The following is an 18,068-nucleotide window of genomic DNA, read 5'->3' as shown; positions in this document are numbered from 1 at the left end:
GGACCTAAGCGTCCGCCGGTATAGCTCCACGGCTGGGACGGCCCCGTGCAACATGTCAGGAGAAAGCAAAATGATCGAGCGGCTTCATGTCGGCGAAAGAATGAGCAGGATCGTCAAACATAACGGCGTTGTCTATCTCTGCGGTCAGGTGGGCGATGGCTCGACAATTGTCGAACAGACAAGCGACTGCCTTGGCCGTATCGATGAGCTACTCGCAGAGGCGGGCTCATCACGGGCCCACATGCTGCAAGCAATCATATGGCTCTCGGATATGGATGACTTTGCCGAGATGAATGCGGTCTGGGACGCCTGGGTTCCAACCGGGAGCCCGCCTGCACGGGCGTGCTGTGAGGCGAGACTGGCACGGCCTGACCTGAAGGTCGAGATCATCGTGACGGCGATCAGCGAGATCGGACGTGGCAATGAGTAGCTGCTATTCGCCTTTACGATGACATCAGCCGATGCCACTCGCATGTCCGGAACGAACACAAAGCGGTGCTTCAAGGCTACGCCTTGTTCTTGGGTCCCGACACCCATCTTGTGCGACAGTAACAAGGGTCTTGAAGCGATATGAACCGACGACCTGCTCCCTGTAGCCGCTGAACGGCTGACCGGTTTGCATTATGTGTGAAAATCGACATGGGGTTCGACGCCGATTTACATCTAAACTTCTATTGCAATGAAACTTTGAACAGGAGAGGCAATAAAAGCAAAGCGAAAGTACAGATGAGGAAACAAAGCAGCCAAAGGGGCCAGCGCCGATTGTAAACAGGCGTATCACGGCCGCACCGACCACAGGCCGACGTCCCGAAACGCAAGCTATGACCGCAAGAACAGACGAAGAGGCGCAAAGCCCTCCTGTTGGAGCGGCCGGATCTGGAAGGCTGAAATCTGTCGTTAAAAGTCATTTTTTGTGATAGGGCCGTCAAGGTTTGGCAGTAGCCGCGAATTTTTCCTGCGAATTCAAAGAAAAGGACACGGCCGAGGCACAGCACCGGTCGGACGCCAGCCAAACCGAGAGCACCTCGAGAATGCGCGCCCTCTCCTCTTTGCGGTAGCTGGCATTTCATATCTCCGGTCCCGTGGGCTCTCCATGAGCATCCGCAATCGCTGCCCATCGGATCCACATTCTGACTAACGGAAGAAAAACACCTTGTATCGCTCGAACGTCCTTAATTATGTGTCGAACGTCCTGAAATGACATTCTCCGGCACTGCGCCGGTCCGTATCAGAGGCGCGTATACCAGTCAGACCAGATATATTTGGATGCGGCGGCGTTTGAGGAGAGCGCGGCGCCCACATGCGGCTGGCGCCTGGCTTCGCCTGGCGTCATTCCGTATTGCCGGCGAAAAGCCTTGATGAAGGCGCTCTCGGATTGGAACCCCACCGACGTGGCGACGATGTTGATTTTGGGTTGCGGCGCCAGCGGATCGGTAAGCTTCTGATAAGCCGACGCCAGACGTCGCTGACGCACGAAAGCGGCGACGCCACCATGCGGTTCGAAGTGCGCATAGAGCCGGGAGCGCGACATCCCGAACCGTGCAGAGATGTCCTCCACCGTGAGTTTGTCGCTATCGAGGTTGTTGTCGATATGCTGGCGCACCTCCTGCATCAAACTCTTTCGCAGCAAGGTCTTCTGGTCGCCGGTGAGGTCCCTGCCGCCGTTGATGACAGCAGCGAGGAAATGGACGAGCGCCGAAAAAACCTGCGGGCCGTCCTCCGCATTCATGGTAGGCGCCATGCGATAGACATCCATAACATGAGAACGGAAAAGGCGGGCGAGCGGAATGTCGCCGCGGACGCGACGATAGTGCTGTCCGTCCGGATCATGCAGCAACGGAGCGAGCCTGCTGCGCGGAATGGCGAGCGCCATGAGGTCAAAGTCCTCATTGATGGTGTCGAGGGGTTCGGTGTTATCGAAAATGCAGATGTCGCCGGCATCAAGCGTGATGTCGCCGCCTGGCGAACGGGCATGGCACCGCCCTGTTCGGAATATCTGAACCATGTAGTTGTCGATGCCGTCTCGGCCGATCTGGGCGCGGCTGCGCGAGAAGGCCTGCTCAACGCTTGTGCAGCGTCCCAGTGTCCCGATCCCCAGCATGAAGCTGTTCATCTCGACCCGAAACGGACGCCTTGCCGCGTCGTCAAGACTGGGAACGTAAAGCTGACTGATGGCCTCCCGCCACTGCCCGTAATCGGTGCTAGAGAACGAATCGCGCGGGATCAAATCCTCACCGATTGGCCCGGTTCTGGTCTCTTCTGGCAAAAAAGTCTCCCTATGGAAGCAGTACTGCCGACACCTATTTTCTTCTCGTAGCTTGACGAAAGATAAGCTGAAGCGCAAGTCGCCTCGGCGGCGGGCCCGCCCATCACTGGCCCCTTGGTTTCGACTTCCGCTCGCTGGATCACCTGGAAGCGCAATATGTCGCTGTTCGCACTCTCAGCGATATCTCCTTGAAGAAGGTTGCTTTGACGTACCCTGCGAAACAACCGCTTGACACTCTGAGCTGTGTCCGCGGTCGGCGGATTTTCAACGTTCGGCGCAGCCACAAACTGGCATGCAGGCTCGATAACTGCAGTGAAACCCGGCCAGATCAGAACCTGGTTACGAAGCTGAGGTTGAAGCGGTTGGCATCGCCATCTGCATTGCTGGCGCCGTGGGCGTATTCGAGCGTCAGGCTGCCGTCATAGGGGCTGTCGATTTCGGCGGCGGCGAAGCGGATGCCGATGCCGACGGATCCCGCGCGGGTGATTTCGTCTTCCAGCACTGTCGGTTGTTCAAGCTTTGCGATGCCGCCGGCGGCGAACACGTAAGGCGCGGCCGAGACCGCAAAGCCGGTATGGGCTTCAAACGGGCGGAACGTGGTCGGATAGGCAAGTTCCGCGCGCATGACCGCACCGGTGTCCGCCTCGATCTCGCTCACCATATAGGCCGAGACCCAGTTAAGCCCGCCAAGGCCCATCTGTTCCGACGAGGCCAGCGGCTTGCCGAACGATGTCTGGGCCTTGGCCGTCAGTGACAGATTGAAGAGATCGCCGAGTGGCTGAAGATAGCTGCCCTCGGCCTTCAGCTTCTGGAAATCCGGCTCCGCGCCATCGCGCGACATCGGCAGCGTGGCTGTCGGCTGATAGGCGCCGAGCCCATCGAGACCGAGCGACAGCGTCGCCGAACCCGCAACCCTTGCGCCGGAGGTGAAGAAATAGTCGCCGGACTGGGTCAACCGGATCACCCGCAGCCGGTCGAGGGTGAACGGCGTCGTCAGCCCGGGCGATCTGAACGTTTGCTCCTCGTCGATGATATCGAAGCTGATGACGGTGGACGCGTTGGCGGCGCGGCTTCTCAGCCAGTCATAGCCGATATTGGTCGAAAGCCGCTGGTAATGATCGGGCAAGTCATAGCCGAGACCGGTATCCGACCGCGTGCGGCTGTCGACGCCCTCGACGTTGAGCCAGATGCCATCCGTGCCCATTGGCAGCGTAAAGCCCGCCACGATCTGTCGGTTGCGCGGATCGTCGGAGAAAAAATTGCCCTCCGAGAAGCCCGGCCAGCCGCCGACCTGCAGATAGCCGACCTCGCCGAGGCCCAGGAGATTGTTGAAATTGACGCCGGCGCTGATCGAATAGTCACCAAGCTCTTCCGTCAGGTCGTTGGCAACGCCGATAAAGCCGGTCACCGGATCATAGCGGCCGGCAAGCTCCAGCAGCGTGCCGCCTGGCGTATCCCCCCGCTTCAGGGTCGACGTCATGTCATAGCCGGGCGTATCGCCGGCCAGAAGCAGACGGCGCTCGATTTCCTTCTCGCTCGGGTTCTCGGCATCGACCAGCGGCGCCATCACTGCGTCCACCCGGCGCCTTACGGGCTCGGGCAGAGCCGCGGTGTCGACGCCCTCGACATAGCCGGAACTAACCACCAGCTTCAATTCCTGCCCGTCCTCGATCGTCTGTGGCGGCAGCGACACGCGCACCAGCGGATAGCCGGCGCGGATATAGGCAAGCTCGAGCTCGTTTGCCGCCCTGAACAGATCGGCGGCGCTGACCCGCTTGTCGGTGAACTCCGCCTCGATGCGTTCGGTCTCGCCGGCAAGCGCGGGCAGCCCGCCTTCGATATCGAGACCCGAGGGCGTGACGAACAGCTGATCCGCCCCTTCCGGCGCTTCCTGCCCCGTCGATTGCGGCAGAACGAGCCCGCCGCTCTGCTGACGGATCACAGGCGGGGCATAGGAGGGCTCGACCACCTGGCCGGCGGTCTGGGCAAACGCAGGGCCCGTCTGGAGCGCGCCGATAAGAAAGACGCCTGCCAGCGTCACGGCGTTCGTTGAAATTCGCATCTAGTCCCACTCCAGCAATCTCGCCCGCATCAGCGGATCATTCCAATGCAATGCCCGGGTCCCGTTACCGGCACACAATCAGCGTCTGCGCCCCAGTCCCGCATAGCGTGAAGGAATCCAGCGATTGATCGGCCAAGATCAACGGGCTGCCCGGGTTCCGCAAACCAAAGAAAGCCATCGACCCACCCGGTCCCGCAAAGCCGCCCGGACCGAACTGAGCCTCCGGAAGCGGCAGACTGCCCGCCACCGCCGGGGCCGGGATCGAGAGAACCTCAAGTTCGCCCGGCACGAAGTTGATGGCATAATTGGAGTTCTGCGCATCCGTCAGGCTGCCTGCCGTAATCGCATAGACGCCGACCGGCGCATCGGCCGGCGCGCCGGCGCTTTCAAGCGTGCCCGAGAGCGCGTCACCATTGACGAGATTGCCCGCGCTGACGAACCAGGTGAACGCCCCCGCCGGGGTGCCGACTTCCTTGTCCGCATCATTGGCGGTCACGGTCACCGCGCGCGGCGTGACGGCAAGCGTGTTGCTCTCATAGCTGATCGCGTAATTGCCATTGGCGGCATCGGTCACCGAGCCTTGCGTGATCGCATAGGAGCCGACATCCGCAAGCCCGGATACACCGGCGCTTTCAAGTTCGCCCGAAAGGCTATCGCCATTGACAAGCCCCATGCCGCCAACCGTGTAGCTCAACAGACCGAGATCGCCATAGGTCTTAACGGCGGCATTGGCCGCAACCGTGATCGCGCGGCGCTCAACCGTCATCGACCCGGCCACATAGCTGATGTCGTAATTGCCCAAGGCAGCACCGGAAAGCGCGCCACCCGAAGCGGCGGTGCTGTAGCCGGTCCCGACATCGGAAGACGAGGTCGCATCCGTCTTCACAACAACACCGGAAAGCAGCGACCCGTTCTGGCCGTTCTTCCAGCCCGAAACCGCGTAGCCGATCGCCGGCACGGCATCGCCATAGATCATGAGGCCGTTGTCGGCCGTGACCGTCAGCGCCGCCTTTTCGACCGTCAGCGTGCCCTTGTCATAGCTGATCACGTAGTTCGAAAGACCCGTGCCCGTCGCACCGCCAGCGACGATGTCGTAACTGCCGACATCAGCTTCGGCACCCGCGCCAAGGCTCTTTTCGGAAACGGCGGAGACGCTGTCGCCATTCACGAGCCCGGTGACGGTGAACCCGTTCAGGCTAACTGTATCGCCATAGGTCTTGACCGCATCCGATGCCGTCACCGTCAAGGCCCGCGGCGTCACAGCGAAACTGCCATCGACATAGTTGAGCATGTAATTGCCGAGGGCCGCGCCGGACAGTTCCCCGCCAGCGGCAAACGTGGAATATGTGCTGCCGACATTGGAGATCGAGCTCGCATTCGTGGCAACGTTCACCCCGGTCAGAAGCGCATCGCCCTGCCCGTTCTTCCAGCCGCTAACAGCGTAGCCGATCGTCGGCACGGCATCGCCGTAGATCATTGATCCGTCATTCGCCGTGACCGTCAGCGTGGCCTTGTTGACCGTCAATGTGCCGTCGACATAGTTGATCTTGTAGTTCGAAAGACCCGAGCCCGTCGCGTCCGAGGCGACGATGCCATAGGTGGCGGCATCGGCGGTGGCCGCTCTGCCAACGCTCGTCAGGTCTACGGCTTTCACCTCGTCACCGTTGACAAGGCCATTGACGGAATAACCGGTCAGGCTGGCGACATCGCCGTAAGTCTTTGACGCGTCCTTGGCCGTGATCTTCAGGGCACGCGGGGTAACCGAGAAGCTGCCGGGCGCATAGGAAAGATCGTAATTGCCGGCAGCGGCGCCCGCGATCAAGCCGCCGGAGGCGGTGGTGACGTAACCGCTGCCCACATTCGAGCTTGACGTCGCATCGGTAACGACGGTCGCGCCGGTCACGCTGCCGGTGTCGTCATTCCTCCAGCCCGAAACCGTGTAGCCGATATCGGCCGGCGGCGTTGAGCCGTAAACCATTGAGCCATTATCAGCCGTGACCAGCAACGTTGCTTTGTTGACCGTCAACGTGCCCTTGTCATAGCTGATCGTGTAGTTCGATAGCCCAGTGCCCGTAGCGGCGCTGGCGATGATGTCGTAGGCGTTGACATTCGCCGTCGCAGCGCTGCCAGCGCTTGCAAGCGTCACGCCACTCACTGTGTCCTCGTTGACCAGACCATCCACGTCGTAGCCCGTCAGATTGGCAACGGCGCCATACGTCTTCGACGCATCCTTCGCCGTGATCGTCAGAGCGGCGGGATCGACCGTCAGCGTGCCGTCGGCATAGCTGATCGTGTAGTTCCAAAGACCCGTGCCCGTCGCGGCGCTGGCGATGATGTCGTAGTCGTTGACATTTGCCGTCGCAGCGCTGCCGGCGCTTGCAAGCGTCACCCCGCTCACCGTGTCCTCGTTGACCAGACCATCCACGTCGTAGCCCGTCAGATTGGCAACCGTGCCATATGTCTTCGACGCATCCGTCGCCGTGATCGTCAGAGCGGCCGGATTCACCGTCAGTGTGCCGTTGGCATAGCTGATCGTGTAGTTCGAAAGACCCGCGCCCGTCGCGGCGCTGGCGATGATATCGTAGCCGTTGACGGTGGCGGTCTTCGCACTGCCGGCGCTTGCAAGCGTCACGCCGGTCACCGCGTCTTCGTTGACCAGACCGTTGACCGAATAGGCCGTCAGATCGGCAATATTGCCATACGTCTTCGTCGCATCCTTCGCCGTAATCTTCAGAGTGGCGGGATCGACCGTCAGTGTGCCGTCGACATAGCCGATCGTGTAGTTCGAAAGACCCGTGCCCGTCGCGGCGCTGGCGATGATGTTGTAGCCGTTGACGGTGGCGGTCTTCGCACTGCCGGCGCTTGCAAGCGTCACACCAGTCACCGTGTCTTCATTGACCAGACCGTTGACCGAATAGGCCGTAAGATCGGCAACAGTGCCATATGTCTTCGACGCATCCTTCGCCGTAATCTTCAGAGCGGCCGGATTCACCGTCAGCGTGCCGTCGACATAGCTGATCGTGTAGTTCGAAAGACCCGTGCCCGCCGCGGCGCTGGCGATGATGTCGTAGCCGTCGACGGACGCGGTCTTCGCGCTGCCCTCGCTTGCAAGCGTCACGCCGGTCACCGTGTCCTCGTTGACCAGACCGTTGACCGAATAGGCCGTCAGATCGGCAACAGTGCCATACGTCTTCGTCGCATCCTTCGCCGTGATCTTCAGCGCGGCCTTGTTGACCGTCAGCGTGCCCTTTTCATAGGTAATGTCGTAATTGGCGTTGGAAAGCGTGCCCTGGGTGATGTCATAAGTTTTGGCATCAGCCGTCTTCGCCGCCCCATCGCTGGCGAGCGCGCCAGTGAGCGTATCGTCATTGACCAGCGAACCGGAGGTGACCATGTAGGTGAGGCTCGCCGCATCGCCATAGGTCTTGGATTTGTTATCCGCCGTGACGGTGATCGGGCGTGCGGTGACCGAGAAACTGCCGTCCACATAATCCAGCGTGTAATTGCCGGCAGCCGTGCTCCCGATCGAGCCGCCGGATGCGGTGGTGATGTAGCCAGTCCCCACACCCGAAGACGATGTCGCATTGGTCACGACATTCACCCCGCTCACGCTGCCGCTGTCGGAATTCTTCCAGCCCGAGATCATGTAGCCCAGATCTGTGGGCACCGCGTCGCCATAAACCATCGTACCGTCATCAGCCGTGACCGTCAGCTTGGCCTTGTTGATCGTCACCACGCCCGGTCCGTAGACGGCGCGGTAGGTGATCCCGTCATCACCCTCAAAGCTTGACTGGCCGGAGATAGCGTAGCTGCCGACGTTCGATGTCGACGTCGCAGAAGTTGTCAGCGTCGGCGCGAAATCGCCCGCGCCGCTGTGGCCACCATAGACGCCGGAATAGGTGAGCGCGCCCGGCGCCTCGCCATAGGTGATGGTCTGGCCATCGGTCTTGACGAAGACCACGTCGGAAAGCGCGTAAAGCTCCGGGTAATAGTCCTGGCTCGGCGGCGCCCAGACCGTCTCGAAATCCCAGCCGGCAGCCGACGCCAGCGTGTAGAAATAGTCGGTATCCTGGAACTGCTCGGTGGTCAGGCCGGTCACGCCGGAAGCGGAGCCTGAACCGGCGCCACTCGATTGGCCCGTTGTTTGATTGTCGAAATAAGATGCTTTGATCGTGCCGGAATTGCGGCCGACTAGACCGCCGACATTATCGCCACTGCTCGAAACGCTGCCGCTCGCATAGACATTGGTGATCGTGCCACCATCATTGAACCCGATCAGCCCGCCGACATAGTCGGCGCTGCCCAAGACGCTGCCGGTCGCATAGGCGTTGCTGACCGTGCCATAATTGTATCCGACCAGACCGCCGACATAGTTTTCCCCGCCCGTAACACTGCCACTCGCATAGGCGTTGCTGATCGCGCCAGAAATATTGAGCCCGACGAGACCGCCCACAGAGTCGCCGCTGCCCCTGACGCTGCCGCTCGCATAGGTGTTGCTGATGGCGCCGGTAAAGTTTAGCCCGACCAGCCCGCCGAGAGTGCCGTATCCCGAAACACTGCCGGTCGCATAGGCATTGCTGATCGTGCCGTAGTTGTACCCAACCAATCCACCGACAGCAGAGTCGCCCGTCACGCTGCCGCCTTCAAGGCCGATATCACGAATAGCCGCCCCCGAACCCGTATATCCGAACAGGCCGACATAACTCGTATCGGAGCGATCGATTGTCAGCTCGGTGATCGCATGCCCGTCGCCGTCAAATGTGCCGGTGAACGAGGTGCTGTTATTCCCGATCGGCACGAAGCCGCCAGTGCCCCAGATGCCGCTCGCATCATAATCTTCGGCTTTCGCATTGGTGGCGCTGGCGTCGATATCGCCAGTCAGCCGATAGCTTGCGGAAAGATTGGCGCCGATGAGCTGGAGTTGGTGCAGGTTGGAGACCGAGATCACCCCATCCACGGGCGCTGCCGCCTCGGAACGCAGGATCGGCCGCATGTCGCCGGCCTGATACCAGGTGTTGGTGAAATCAAAGGTCGTGTAGAAACTTGCGGAACGCGCCTGGGCAGTCGTCAAACCGGTGACGCCGGTTTCCTCGCCTGTGCCGACGCCATTCGTTTGACCCGTAGTCTGCGTGTCGAAATAGGAATTCCCGATCGTATCGCCTGACCTGGAACCGACCAGACCGCCGACAGAGCTCGTGCCCGAGACGCTGCCGGTCGCATAGGCGTTGCTGATCGTGCCCGAGAAATTGCGCCCGACCAGACCGCCGACATGTTCGCCGCCTGTAACGCTACCGGTCGCATAGGCGGTTTTGACCGTGCCAACACTGTACCCGACCAATCCGCCGACAGCGTCCTTGCTGCCCGCAACGCTGCCGGTCGCATAGGCATTGCTGATCGTGCCAGAAGAAATGCTCCCGACAAGCCCCCCAACAAAGCTGTCGCTGCCCGAGACGCTGCCAGTCGCATAGACATCGCTGATCGTGCCAGAAGAGATGTACCCGACCAGCCCTCCGACATAGTAGTCGCTGCCAGCGACGCTGCCGGTCGCGTGGGCATTGCGGATCGTCCCATTAGTATTGAACCCGACCAAACCACCGACACGTTGGCTACCCGTTACGCTGCCGGTCGCATAGGAATCGCTAATTGTGCCATAAGAATTAGACCCGACCAGACCGCCAGCCCTATTGCCGCTGGCTGTAACGCTGCCGGTCGCATAAGCATTGCTGATCGTGCCCAGATAATTATAACCAACCAGACCGCCAACGCTATCGCCGCCCGTAATACTGCCACCTTCAAGGCCGACATCGCGAACGACCGCGCCCGAATTCGTATATCCGAACAGGCCGATATAACCCTTGCCGGAGCGATTTATCGTCAGCCCGCTGATCACATGCCCGTCGCCGTCAAACGTGCCTGTGAATTGGGAATTATAATTCCCGATCGGCTCAAAACCCGCGCCGGAATTCCAGGCGGCGGTCGCGTTGGCGTCAATATCCGATCCGAGCGCGTAGGTTCCCGAAAGATTGGTGTTGATGGCCTGGAGATTGTCGAGCGTGTTGACGAGCATGTAAGCCGTCAGCGCCGTGCCGCTGCCCGCATTGGCAGAATAGCCGATCGGAGCGGCGTAAGATCCCGGATTGTAGTAGAGCGAGACCCCGCCGCTGGCGGTTGCCTTGATGCCGGAGCCGAAACTGACCGTGCCGTTGCCGGTGGCGCCGCTATCGGCGCGCAAGACGATCTTGGACCCCGTGCCGCCTGAAAGATTGGCGTTGACCGCGATGTTGCGATAGGCCGACAGCGTCAGCGTGGAGCCCGAGTTCCAGGTGACGGCATCGGCAACGGTGATATCACCGTCCTGGCTGCCGCCGGAACCGGTCGAGACCGTGACATTCGCGCCGGCCAGCGCCGTTTGCAGCGTAGCGACATTGATGACGCTGTTATCGCCCGATGCGGTGAAGCCGGACGACGTCTGGTTGTCGCCGTTCGAAATCGTGACATTGTAAGGATCGAGCAGCAGCGAGCCGAAGCCTGCAGCGCCCGTGAGATCAGCAAAGCCGGTATAGGAAAGCAGCGCCTTGCCGGAAACCTCGGCATCGCCGCCGGTTCCGGTCGCACCCTTGGCGCTGATCCGGCCGGCGAAATCGGTGCGGTGATCGGACCACAACACAACCGAGCCACCATTGCCCTGGGAGACTGCATCGGCGCTGATCACCGTGCCGGCGCTCACCGTCAGGATATCGGCATGCGGAATATCGCCCGTGCCCTGCCAGTCGCCGCCGATACGCACCTTGCCGCCCGCGCCATAGCCGGAGGCATCGATGACGGCATCATCGAGATTGATCTCAAGTCCGGTGATTTGGATCGCGCCGCCCCTGGTCGTCTTTGGCTGGGCCTGCTTGGCGCGGGTCGAGACCTTGCCGGTGACCGTCACCTTGCCGCCATCGCCGCCGCCAAGCGTGATCTTGCCATTACGGCCCGAAACAGAGCGCGCCTCGGCAACGCCGGAAAGATTGACGGCGTGGCGCGCTGCCGCCCGCGCCGTCGCCGCCTTCATCACGATCACGCCGCCTTCGGCCGTCACCGTGCCGGAATTTTCAACCAGCGCCTCGCCGTCATCAATCAGCGACGAGGGAACCGCCACCTGCATGAAGCCGTCACCGGACAGATCAAGCGTGATCTCCTCGCCCGCGCCAAGTCCGGCCTTGCCATAGGGAACCGCGATCAAACCGCTGTTCTTGACCTTGCCGCCCATCAGCGCGACATAGCCGCCGCGCCCGATCGTCACCACGCCTTCATTGGTAACAGTGCCGGACGCCCCATTGCCGCGGAACACCATATTGCCGGACATGAAGTCGTCATTGGTGATATCGAGCGTCGAGGCCACAAAGCCCCCGCCGGCCTTGACCGTCCCGGTCGGCGTGATCGCGATGCCATTGGGGTTGACAAGAAAGACCTGGCCATTGCCGGAAAGCGCCCCCGCAATCGAGGACCGCGTATTGCCGGTAACGCGGTTGAGGATCGCCGCATTGACGCCCGGCTGGACGAAGTCGACGCTGTTGGGCTCGCCGATGTTGAAGCTCTGCCAGTTGACGATCGCCCTGTCGGAGCCTTGCGTTACCGTCATCGCGCCGCCGGCTGAACCGATATGGGCAGAACCCGAGACCACCTGTCCGCCAGTAGGCAGCGCACCGCCCGCGAAAGCCGGTAAGGACAAAGCCGAAGATGCCAAAAGACCCAGCGCAAAACGCGCCGAAAGGCGTGCGACGTTTATACGCTGGCTTCCGAAAGAACGGTCCACCATGCAACCCCCCAATAGCTTCAAGCGAAAGCTCGAGACAGGATAGAATCACAGATGAGCCACGTCCCGAAGCTTCGTAAGCGAAAGCTACAACATCAATTGCTAAAATGTAAGCCTGATGCATGATAGTTTCCGTTTTCAGGAAGGATTAAAAAGCAGAGATGCGAAACGGCTGTGATTCCAATTTTCTGTTGGAAAGCAAGCTTTTGCTGTTTAACTGGAGGATCAGCTTGTGGGACATCCAATCCCGCGCGCACGAAACTGGCTCCTGGCGGCATTTCAGTAGATAAATTGAAGGTTGCAGCGTATAGCGTTCAAACTCAGTTACGGTTGCGCCAGATCTTGGGAAGATGTCTTGACTGCTGACGAGTGAACAGAAGAATTCAAAGCCGGTTCGCCATCCTTCCACTTCCCGCTCGGCGTTTGCATTTGATGATGGTTGCGCGTCGCTTTTGATGCGTCACCGGCATGCCGCTGCGGACTTCTGCTTGCGCCTGAATGAGAATTGCTTCACCTGAATTGAGAAGGCTTCAGTGTTCGGCGCGGCGAATTTGTATTATCGAGCGAAGGGTTTCATAGAAAGTTGAGGCTCATGCTCGATCGATATGATGCACTCCTCGATGAATTGAGCGCGCCATCTTGGCTCCGGCAGTACCGGCTCGGTTCACTCCTGAAAGAAACCTTTCTGATCGGTCAGCCTGCCGAATACTATGGTTGCCCGCCCGCTCTCATTCCCATCACCTCGAATGGTAGCTTGCCGGAATATGAAGGGATCTGGATGCGCTGGTTCTGTGACGAGCCGGACCACATCCGACGCTATGTCTGCGCGGGCCCGGAGGACCACTTCCTGCTGGAGGAGATCGCTCTTGATGATGAGCAATTTGCGAACTGGCTGTTGGTCCGGGCGCTCGTTTACACGGATGGGGACGATGAGACGGAAGAAATAGCGTCATTTAGTAAGGCGGCCGGGATTTCGGGTCGTCAATTTGCTGAAATAGACGCACATACCCTCGAATTCGGTGACGATCCGGACAAGCTGGACAAGCTCGCCGCGTATACTGGACGCGTGCCCATTGGCATCGGCGAACGACGGGCTGCGCTGTCGGCGATCAGCCTGTCCGGTTTATCTGACGAGAATACAAATGATGTCGCCTATTTCGAGCTCAGTGAGCACGGGCGCTCGTGGCTGAGAAATGGGGCATCTCAACTACCGCCTTGGCTTGTCGCGAATGCGCCGCTGAACCAGGTTTTCGGAGAGTACCTTAAAAGCGGTCGTCTAAAGGAGGCCTGGTTGACCCTCAACAGTACGGGTTGGTCGATCGGAGAGGCCCGCAGCGCCGCTCTTGCCCTTGCCAGGTCGGCAGACGAGCCGTTGTTCACACTCCATATGCGGGCTTGGGTGGCGTTCACCCTCGATGAAGAAGAATTCATTCCGGACGATGAACTGAGTACCCGCGAATATGAAAACTACGATTATTGAGATGATCGGCTGGAAGATGCGTCCCGCAAAACGCGCGTTTCCCACAAGGCTCAAAACGGCAGGCCAGCACAGATGAGCAAAGCGGAAGCCACGATTTTCATTTTCGCCATCGTCTTGCTTATCGGTGTCGGCTGGCTGACGATATTTCTCTACATCAAGAGCCGCCTGTCGGCGGTGAGGCACAGCAGGATCGAGACCGCAGGAGACATCGCGAATATTCCGTTGGTCGCAGCATTTTCGGGCTGGCGGGGCGTACCCTGGATTTGCTGGTCATCGAGTGACCTGAAGCCAACGCTTATTTTGCACGCCGACCATATCGAGTGCCGTGTAATCAGGCGGCGCACGAAACCCTATGACGTGGTTTCCCGTGTGGACTACCGACAAACTGTCGGGACGGCCAATATCGTGCTGGAATTTTCGGATTCTCTGTCGAGCTTCGTCGGCAACACGGGCAACAGGGATATCGCACGCGACGCGATCAAACGGCTTGCAGAGAAGGGGTGCCCCCTGTCGGCTCGGGCGAGCGACCTGCTTGATCGCTGAACTCCAGGCCGATCCAAGAAATGGCGAAATGAGAAATACTGCGGATTGCCTGAGATGACTTCAGTTTAGCGCCTCCTGAAGATGCTTATGATTTGAAGTGAGAGATCACGGAGCTTCACCATGAACGCTTATCGTCTGCTGACCGGTGTCGATGACGCTGCGTTCTCTCACCGCATTACCGAGGCCCTCAACCAGGGCTGGAGCCTGCACGGGAGCCCGGTCCTGACCTACGACGGCGTGCGTCAGGCCGTGATTTGCGGGCAGGCGATCACGAAGGATGTTCCTGACCGCAGTTACGAGCCTTCGATGGATTTTTCCCAACAATAGAAGGGCGACGGAATGACCTCATTCATCACATTGCCAGGTATCGGCGGTTCCGGTGAAACCCACTGGCAAACGCATTGGGAGACGTCAGAGCCTTGCTTTACCCGGTTCCATCCTTCCGACTGGGACAAGCCCGAACTTGCAGACTGGCAAGATACGCTGGAACGGCAAATCGAGAGGTTGCCATCGCCGCCTGTTCTCGTCGCGCACAGTCTGGCCTGCCTGCTTGTCGCGCACGCGGCAGAGAGGGTCGCGGGGCGGATTATGGGTGCTTTTCTGGTCGCAGTCCCCGATCCCGCTTCCGCTGCATTCCCGACAGCAGCGTCCAGCTTCGCAAACCCGCCACACCGTCGCCTGCCGTTCCCGGCCCTCATCGTTGCAAGCGCCAACGATCCCTATGCCTCACCGGATTATGTGAAAGCGCGCGCGGAAGAATGGTACGCCGGTTTCATCGAGATCGGCCCGTGCGGCCATATCAACGACGCAAGCGGTCTCGGCAACTGGGAACAGGGGCGGATGCTCCTTGCTGCGTTCTGCGCCGGGCTGGACTGGCAATCTGCCTGAGATGCGGCGGTCGGAGGAACATGGCGGGAGACGGCGCATCTACGGTCTGATACTGGTTGGCTCAGGAACCGTGCTCTGGAGCCTTGCGGGCCTGTTCGTGCGCGCAATTGATATTGGGCTCTGGGATCTGATCCTGTGGCGTTCTCTCTTCGCTTGCCTTTGCCTTGTTACCATCGCCATGGCAAGACCGGCGGAAGCGGTCCGTTTCGACTGGCGCTTTTGCCTGGCCGCCTGCTTCTCTGCCGCCGCAATGTTCTGCTATGTCGCCGCCCTTACGATGACGACGGTTGCAAACGTCCTGATCATCTACGCGACACTCCCCTTCGTGACCCCCGCATTGGCCTTCGCGGTCGGTCGGGAAGCGGCCTCGCGACGCCTGTTGATGGCGAGCTCGTTGTCAATGATCGGGATCGTGCTCGTTGCGGGCACATCATCGGGGGTGAGCGATATCAAGGGCAACATGCTGGCCCTTGCAATGACGCTGAGCTTCGGAGCGCTTCTGATCGTCACTCGACGCAATCGAGCCCTCAACATAGTCCATGTCAATGCCGCAGGGGCAGCGTTGTGCGCGGTCGCGGCATTTCCATTCTCATCCGGCCAGCTTCCGGCGTATGGTGCGCTTGCATTGATATTCATGCTGGCCTTTCTCACGACCGCGCTCGCATTCCTGTTGTTCCTCGCGGGTGGGCGCTATGTCGCATCATCGGAATCGGCTCTGATCGCGCTTCTGGATGTCGTCCTCGGTCCGCTCTGGGTTTGGCTGGCCTTCGCCGAAGATCCAGGAAAATGGGCGATAGCAGGTGGTTCTATCGTAATGGCGGCAGTGGTCTGGTATTTTTTGCCGTCCCTGCGCCGGTCCCTGTCATGAAGCGGTCGGTTATGCGTCTGATCGTGGGAAGCACCTGCTCAAGACCTTCAGCAAAGTGTAACGTCAAATACTATCGGCAATCACGAAAATGTTCTGCTCCGAGACAAACGACATGACCTCCGCAACAAAATCCGGCCCTCTGGGCAAGGGTGTCCGCCTATGCGGGACATTTTTGGCGAACCGAGTTCCGAAAGTTGTGGATGAGGCTTTGGGTAAGCGGGCCAACGCTCCATTGGGCTCTGATCACTGGCCCCTTGAGTTCGACGACGGGTTGAATCTCGATCGACGTGCCGACAACGAAGACTTCATCGGCCGCACACAACTCCTCCAGCGAGACTTTTCGCTCCTCGAGTTCCAGACCAGCCCTCTGCGCGAGAGCGAAGACATGGCGTTTGGTGATACTGTCGAGAAAACAGTCTGCTACCGGGGACACGAGCTTGCGACCCTCGACCAGTATAATGTTCGTCGCGGTCGTTTCGGCAACATTTCCGTCGACGTCGAGCAACAGGGCATCGTCGAAACCCTCGTCATTTGCGGCATGCCGCGCGAGCGTGCCGATCATGTAGAGGCCGGAGCATTTGGAGGCTGTCGGCGCCGTATCGGCACGCGGACGCCTCCAGGAGGAGAGCTGAAGGCGAATACCCGTCGTGCTCCTCCCCTCGGCGGCCGGCGTCGGCCAGTCCCAGGCGGCAATCGCAACGTGGATAGTGGCGTTGCGGGCGCCCACCGTCACGCTCTCGCTGCCGCGCCAGGCAATGGGACGGATATAGGCATCCTTCAACTCGTTCGCCCAGAGAACGGCTTCACATGCTTTGACGAGCTCACGGCTCGAATAGGGAAGCGTGTACCCGACGATCTCTGCAGAACGCTGGAAGCGGGAGAAATGCGCGTTGGACAGAAATATACATCCGTCATAGGCCCGAATTCCTTCGAACACGGCCCCGCCAGCATGAAGCGAATGGGTCATGACATGGAGCCGGGCCTCGTTCCAGGGAACGAGTGCTCCATCGAGCCAGATCAGGCCATCGCGATCATCGAAGGCAAGCACGTCACTCATAGCAATTTGGCCCCTTTGAAAGACACCCCATTGTCACCCAACATCCGTGCCTGGCGAGTGAGCAATCCTCAGAGAAAGCTGAGATTTCATTGTTCGATGCCAAGTGCAGGAGGAGAACGGCGGCATCCGGCGGTGACGGGAAATACGAGAGCGAGCGCGCCATGACCGAAACGATGCGATTGTCCGTGCCGCTGAATGCCCTGCGCGCTTTCGAGGCCGCCGCACGCCACATGTCGATCAAGGATGCGGCCGAAGAAATCGGCGTGACGCCCTCCGCCGTCAGTCATCAACTCAGGATCCTCGAGGATCTGCTCGGGGTAGAGTTGATGCGCCGCGTCGGACCGCGCCTGGAGCTGACGGAGACCGGACGGCAACTGTCTCCGGATCTCACCGTCGGCTTTACGCGGATCATTCAGGCTGTCGCGACAATGAAGCAGGAACGGAAGCTTGGTCCCTTGCGCCTGTCCATGCTGTCGACATTCGCGGTCCATTGGCTGTCACCGCGGATGGCGTCCTATCCATTTGCGCGATCCGGTTTCGAACTTTTGATCTCGACGACCCAGACCGCTGTCGATCTGGGCGCCGGCGTCGCGGATGCCTCGGTGCGCCATGGTTCCGGGCAATGGGCCGGGGTTCTCTCCGAGCGCCTGTTCGATGAAAACGTCACGCTGCTGGGCCGCCCCGCCGACTGGCAAACGCACGACGAAATCGATATTCGCAAGGCCATCTCGCAGACCAACCTGTTTCTGTCCCAGCACCGGCGCAAGGACTTCGAGCGCTGGAACGAGACGCTACCGGGCGGCCCGACCCGACCTGCGGCAATCACACTCGTCGACTCTTCGGGCCTCGGCCTCAAGGCCGCGATTGACGGCGCAGGAATAGCCTTCGCGGGCATAGAAATTGCCGCATGCGACATAGCCGCCGAGAGGCTCTGCCCGATCATGCCGCACCAAGTTCCGGTGAACGCCGGCTATTACCTCTGCTATCCGCCGGCCCTTGAGCGCGACCGCCGCATCAGGAATGTCCGGACCTGGATGCTGGCAGAGGCCGCAAAGACAGCTCAACCCTTGCCCAGCCCCTGACCGAACCGGACGAGCGCGGCGGAG

Annotated in this window: 11 protein-coding genes; 7 read left to right on the top strand and 4 right to left on the bottom strand. The window is 60.2% G+C overall.

The genetic code is table 11. The features are described 5' to 3' along the window. The first annotated feature begins 70 nt into the window (after positions 1-70). Entirely contained in the window at positions 71-430 is a 360-nt protein-coding gene (locus V6765_RS02615; RefSeq protein WP_448426226.1) for a RidA family protein, read from the top strand. Positions 431-1,228: 798 nt separating this feature from the next. Here V6765_RS02615 and V6765_RS02610 read toward each other — a convergent pair. The 3 genes from V6765_RS02610 to V6765_RS02600 form a co-directional block, all read right to left on the bottom strand. Further along, positions 1,229-2,266 (bottom strand): helix-turn-helix domain-containing protein, encoded by a 1,038-nt coding sequence (locus tag V6765_RS02610; protein WP_448426224.1) that lies wholly within the window; start codon positions 2,264-2,266, stop codon positions 1,229-1,231. A 328-nt stretch (positions 2,267-2,594) separates the two neighbouring features. Continuing rightward, positions 2,595-4,328 carry a ShlB/FhaC/HecB family hemolysin secretion/activation protein gene (locus V6765_RS02605; RefSeq protein ID WP_448426221.1) on the bottom strand — a complete coding sequence of 578 codons (1,734 nt, stop codon included), beginning with the start codon at positions 4,326-4,328 and terminating at the stop codon, positions 2,595-2,597. Positions 4,329-4,392: 64 nt separating this feature from the next. Then, entirely contained in the window at positions 4,393-12,129 is a 7,737-nt protein-coding gene (locus tag V6765_RS02600; RefSeq protein ID WP_448426219.1) for an MBG domain-containing protein, read from the bottom strand. Between the two features lie 589 nt (positions 12,130-12,718). On the opposite strand from V6765_RS02600, the gene V6765_RS02595 reads away from it, so the two are divergent. From V6765_RS02595 to V6765_RS02575, 5 genes are all read left to right on the top strand, one after another. Continuing rightward, positions 12,719-13,606 carry a hypothetical protein gene (locus V6765_RS02595; protein ID WP_448426217.1) on the top strand — a complete coding sequence of 296 codons (888 nt, stop codon included), beginning with the start codon at positions 12,719-12,721 and terminating at the stop codon, positions 13,604-13,606. A gap of 72 nt (positions 13,607-13,678) precedes the next feature. Next, complete coding sequence (locus V6765_RS02590) at positions 13,679-14,149, top strand: hypothetical protein (RefSeq protein ID WP_448426215.1); 471 nt, start codon at positions 13,679-13,681, stop codon at positions 14,147-14,149. A 120-nt stretch (positions 14,150-14,269) separates the two neighbouring features. Beyond that, a complete protein-coding gene (locus V6765_RS02585) occupies positions 14,270-14,476 on the top strand; it encodes a DUF1737 domain-containing protein (protein ID WP_448426213.1) in 207 nt (68 codons plus the stop codon). Positions 14,477-14,488: 12 nt separating this feature from the next. Next, positions 14,489-15,037, top strand: coding sequence for an RBBP9/YdeN family alpha/beta hydrolase (locus V6765_RS02580; RefSeq protein ID WP_448426211.1), 549 nt, complete (start codon positions 14,489-14,491; stop codon positions 15,035-15,037). Beyond that, positions 14,997-15,905 (top strand): DMT family transporter, encoded by a 909-nt coding sequence (locus V6765_RS02575; protein ID WP_448426209.1) that lies wholly within the window; start codon positions 14,997-14,999, stop codon positions 15,903-15,905. Before V6765_RS02580 ends, V6765_RS02575 begins: the two co-directional genes overlap by 41 nt. A gap of 157 nt (positions 15,906-16,062) precedes the next feature. On the opposite strand, the gene V6765_RS02570 is transcribed toward V6765_RS02575, so the two are convergent. Further along, positions 16,063-16,962, bottom strand: coding sequence for a branched-chain amino acid transaminase (locus V6765_RS02570; RefSeq protein WP_448426207.1), 900 nt, complete (start codon positions 16,960-16,962; stop codon positions 16,063-16,065). 161 nt (positions 16,963-17,123) lie between these two features. Here V6765_RS02570 and V6765_RS02565 point away from each other — a divergent pair, with 161 nt between their 5' ends. Next, the gene (locus V6765_RS02565) at positions 17,124-18,044 is read left to right on the top strand and encodes a LysR family transcriptional regulator (RefSeq protein WP_448426205.1); all 921 of its coding nucleotides are present in this window, start codon (positions 17,124-17,126) and stop codon (positions 18,042-18,044) included. Positions 18,045-18,068: the final 24 nt, after the last annotated feature.

This window comes from Martelella sp. FOR1707 (genome assembly GCF_053484265.1).
This window is presented reverse-complemented; position numbering and strand designations above follow the sequence as displayed.

What these genes read in the sequence shown, in the direction of transcription:
- V6765_RS02585 (WP_448426213.1), top strand. Translation starts at nt 14,270, where the DNA reads ATGAACGCTTATCGTCTGCTGACCGGTGTCGATGACGCTGCGTTCTCT.
- V6765_RS02565 (WP_448426205.1), top strand. Translation starts at nt 17,124, where the DNA reads ATGACCGAAACGATGCGATTGTCCGTGCCGCTGAATGCCCTGCGCGCT.
- V6765_RS02580 (WP_448426211.1), top strand. Translation starts at nt 14,489, where the DNA reads ATGACCTCATTCATCACATTGCCAGGTATCGGCGGTTCCGGTGAAACC.
- V6765_RS02600 (WP_448426219.1), bottom strand. Translation starts at nt 12,129, where the DNA reads ATGGTGGACCGTTCTTTCGGAAGCCAGCGTATAAACGTCGCACGCCTT.
- V6765_RS02570 (WP_448426207.1), bottom strand. Translation starts at nt 16,962, where the DNA reads ATGAGTGACGTGCTTGCCTTCGATGATCGCGATGGCCTGATCTGGCTC.
- V6765_RS02595 (WP_448426217.1), top strand. Translation starts at nt 12,719, where the DNA reads ATGCTCGATCGATATGATGCACTCCTCGATGAATTGAGCGCGCCATCT.
- V6765_RS02615 (WP_448426226.1), top strand. Translation starts at nt 71, where the DNA reads ATGATCGAGCGGCTTCATGTCGGCGAAAGAATGAGCAGGATCGTCAAA.
- V6765_RS02605 (WP_448426221.1), bottom strand. Translation starts at nt 4,328, where the DNA reads ATGCGAATTTCAACGAACGCCGTGACGCTGGCAGGCGTCTTTCTTATC.
- V6765_RS02590 (WP_448426215.1), top strand. Translation starts at nt 13,679, where the DNA reads ATGAGCAAAGCGGAAGCCACGATTTTCATTTTCGCCATCGTCTTGCTT.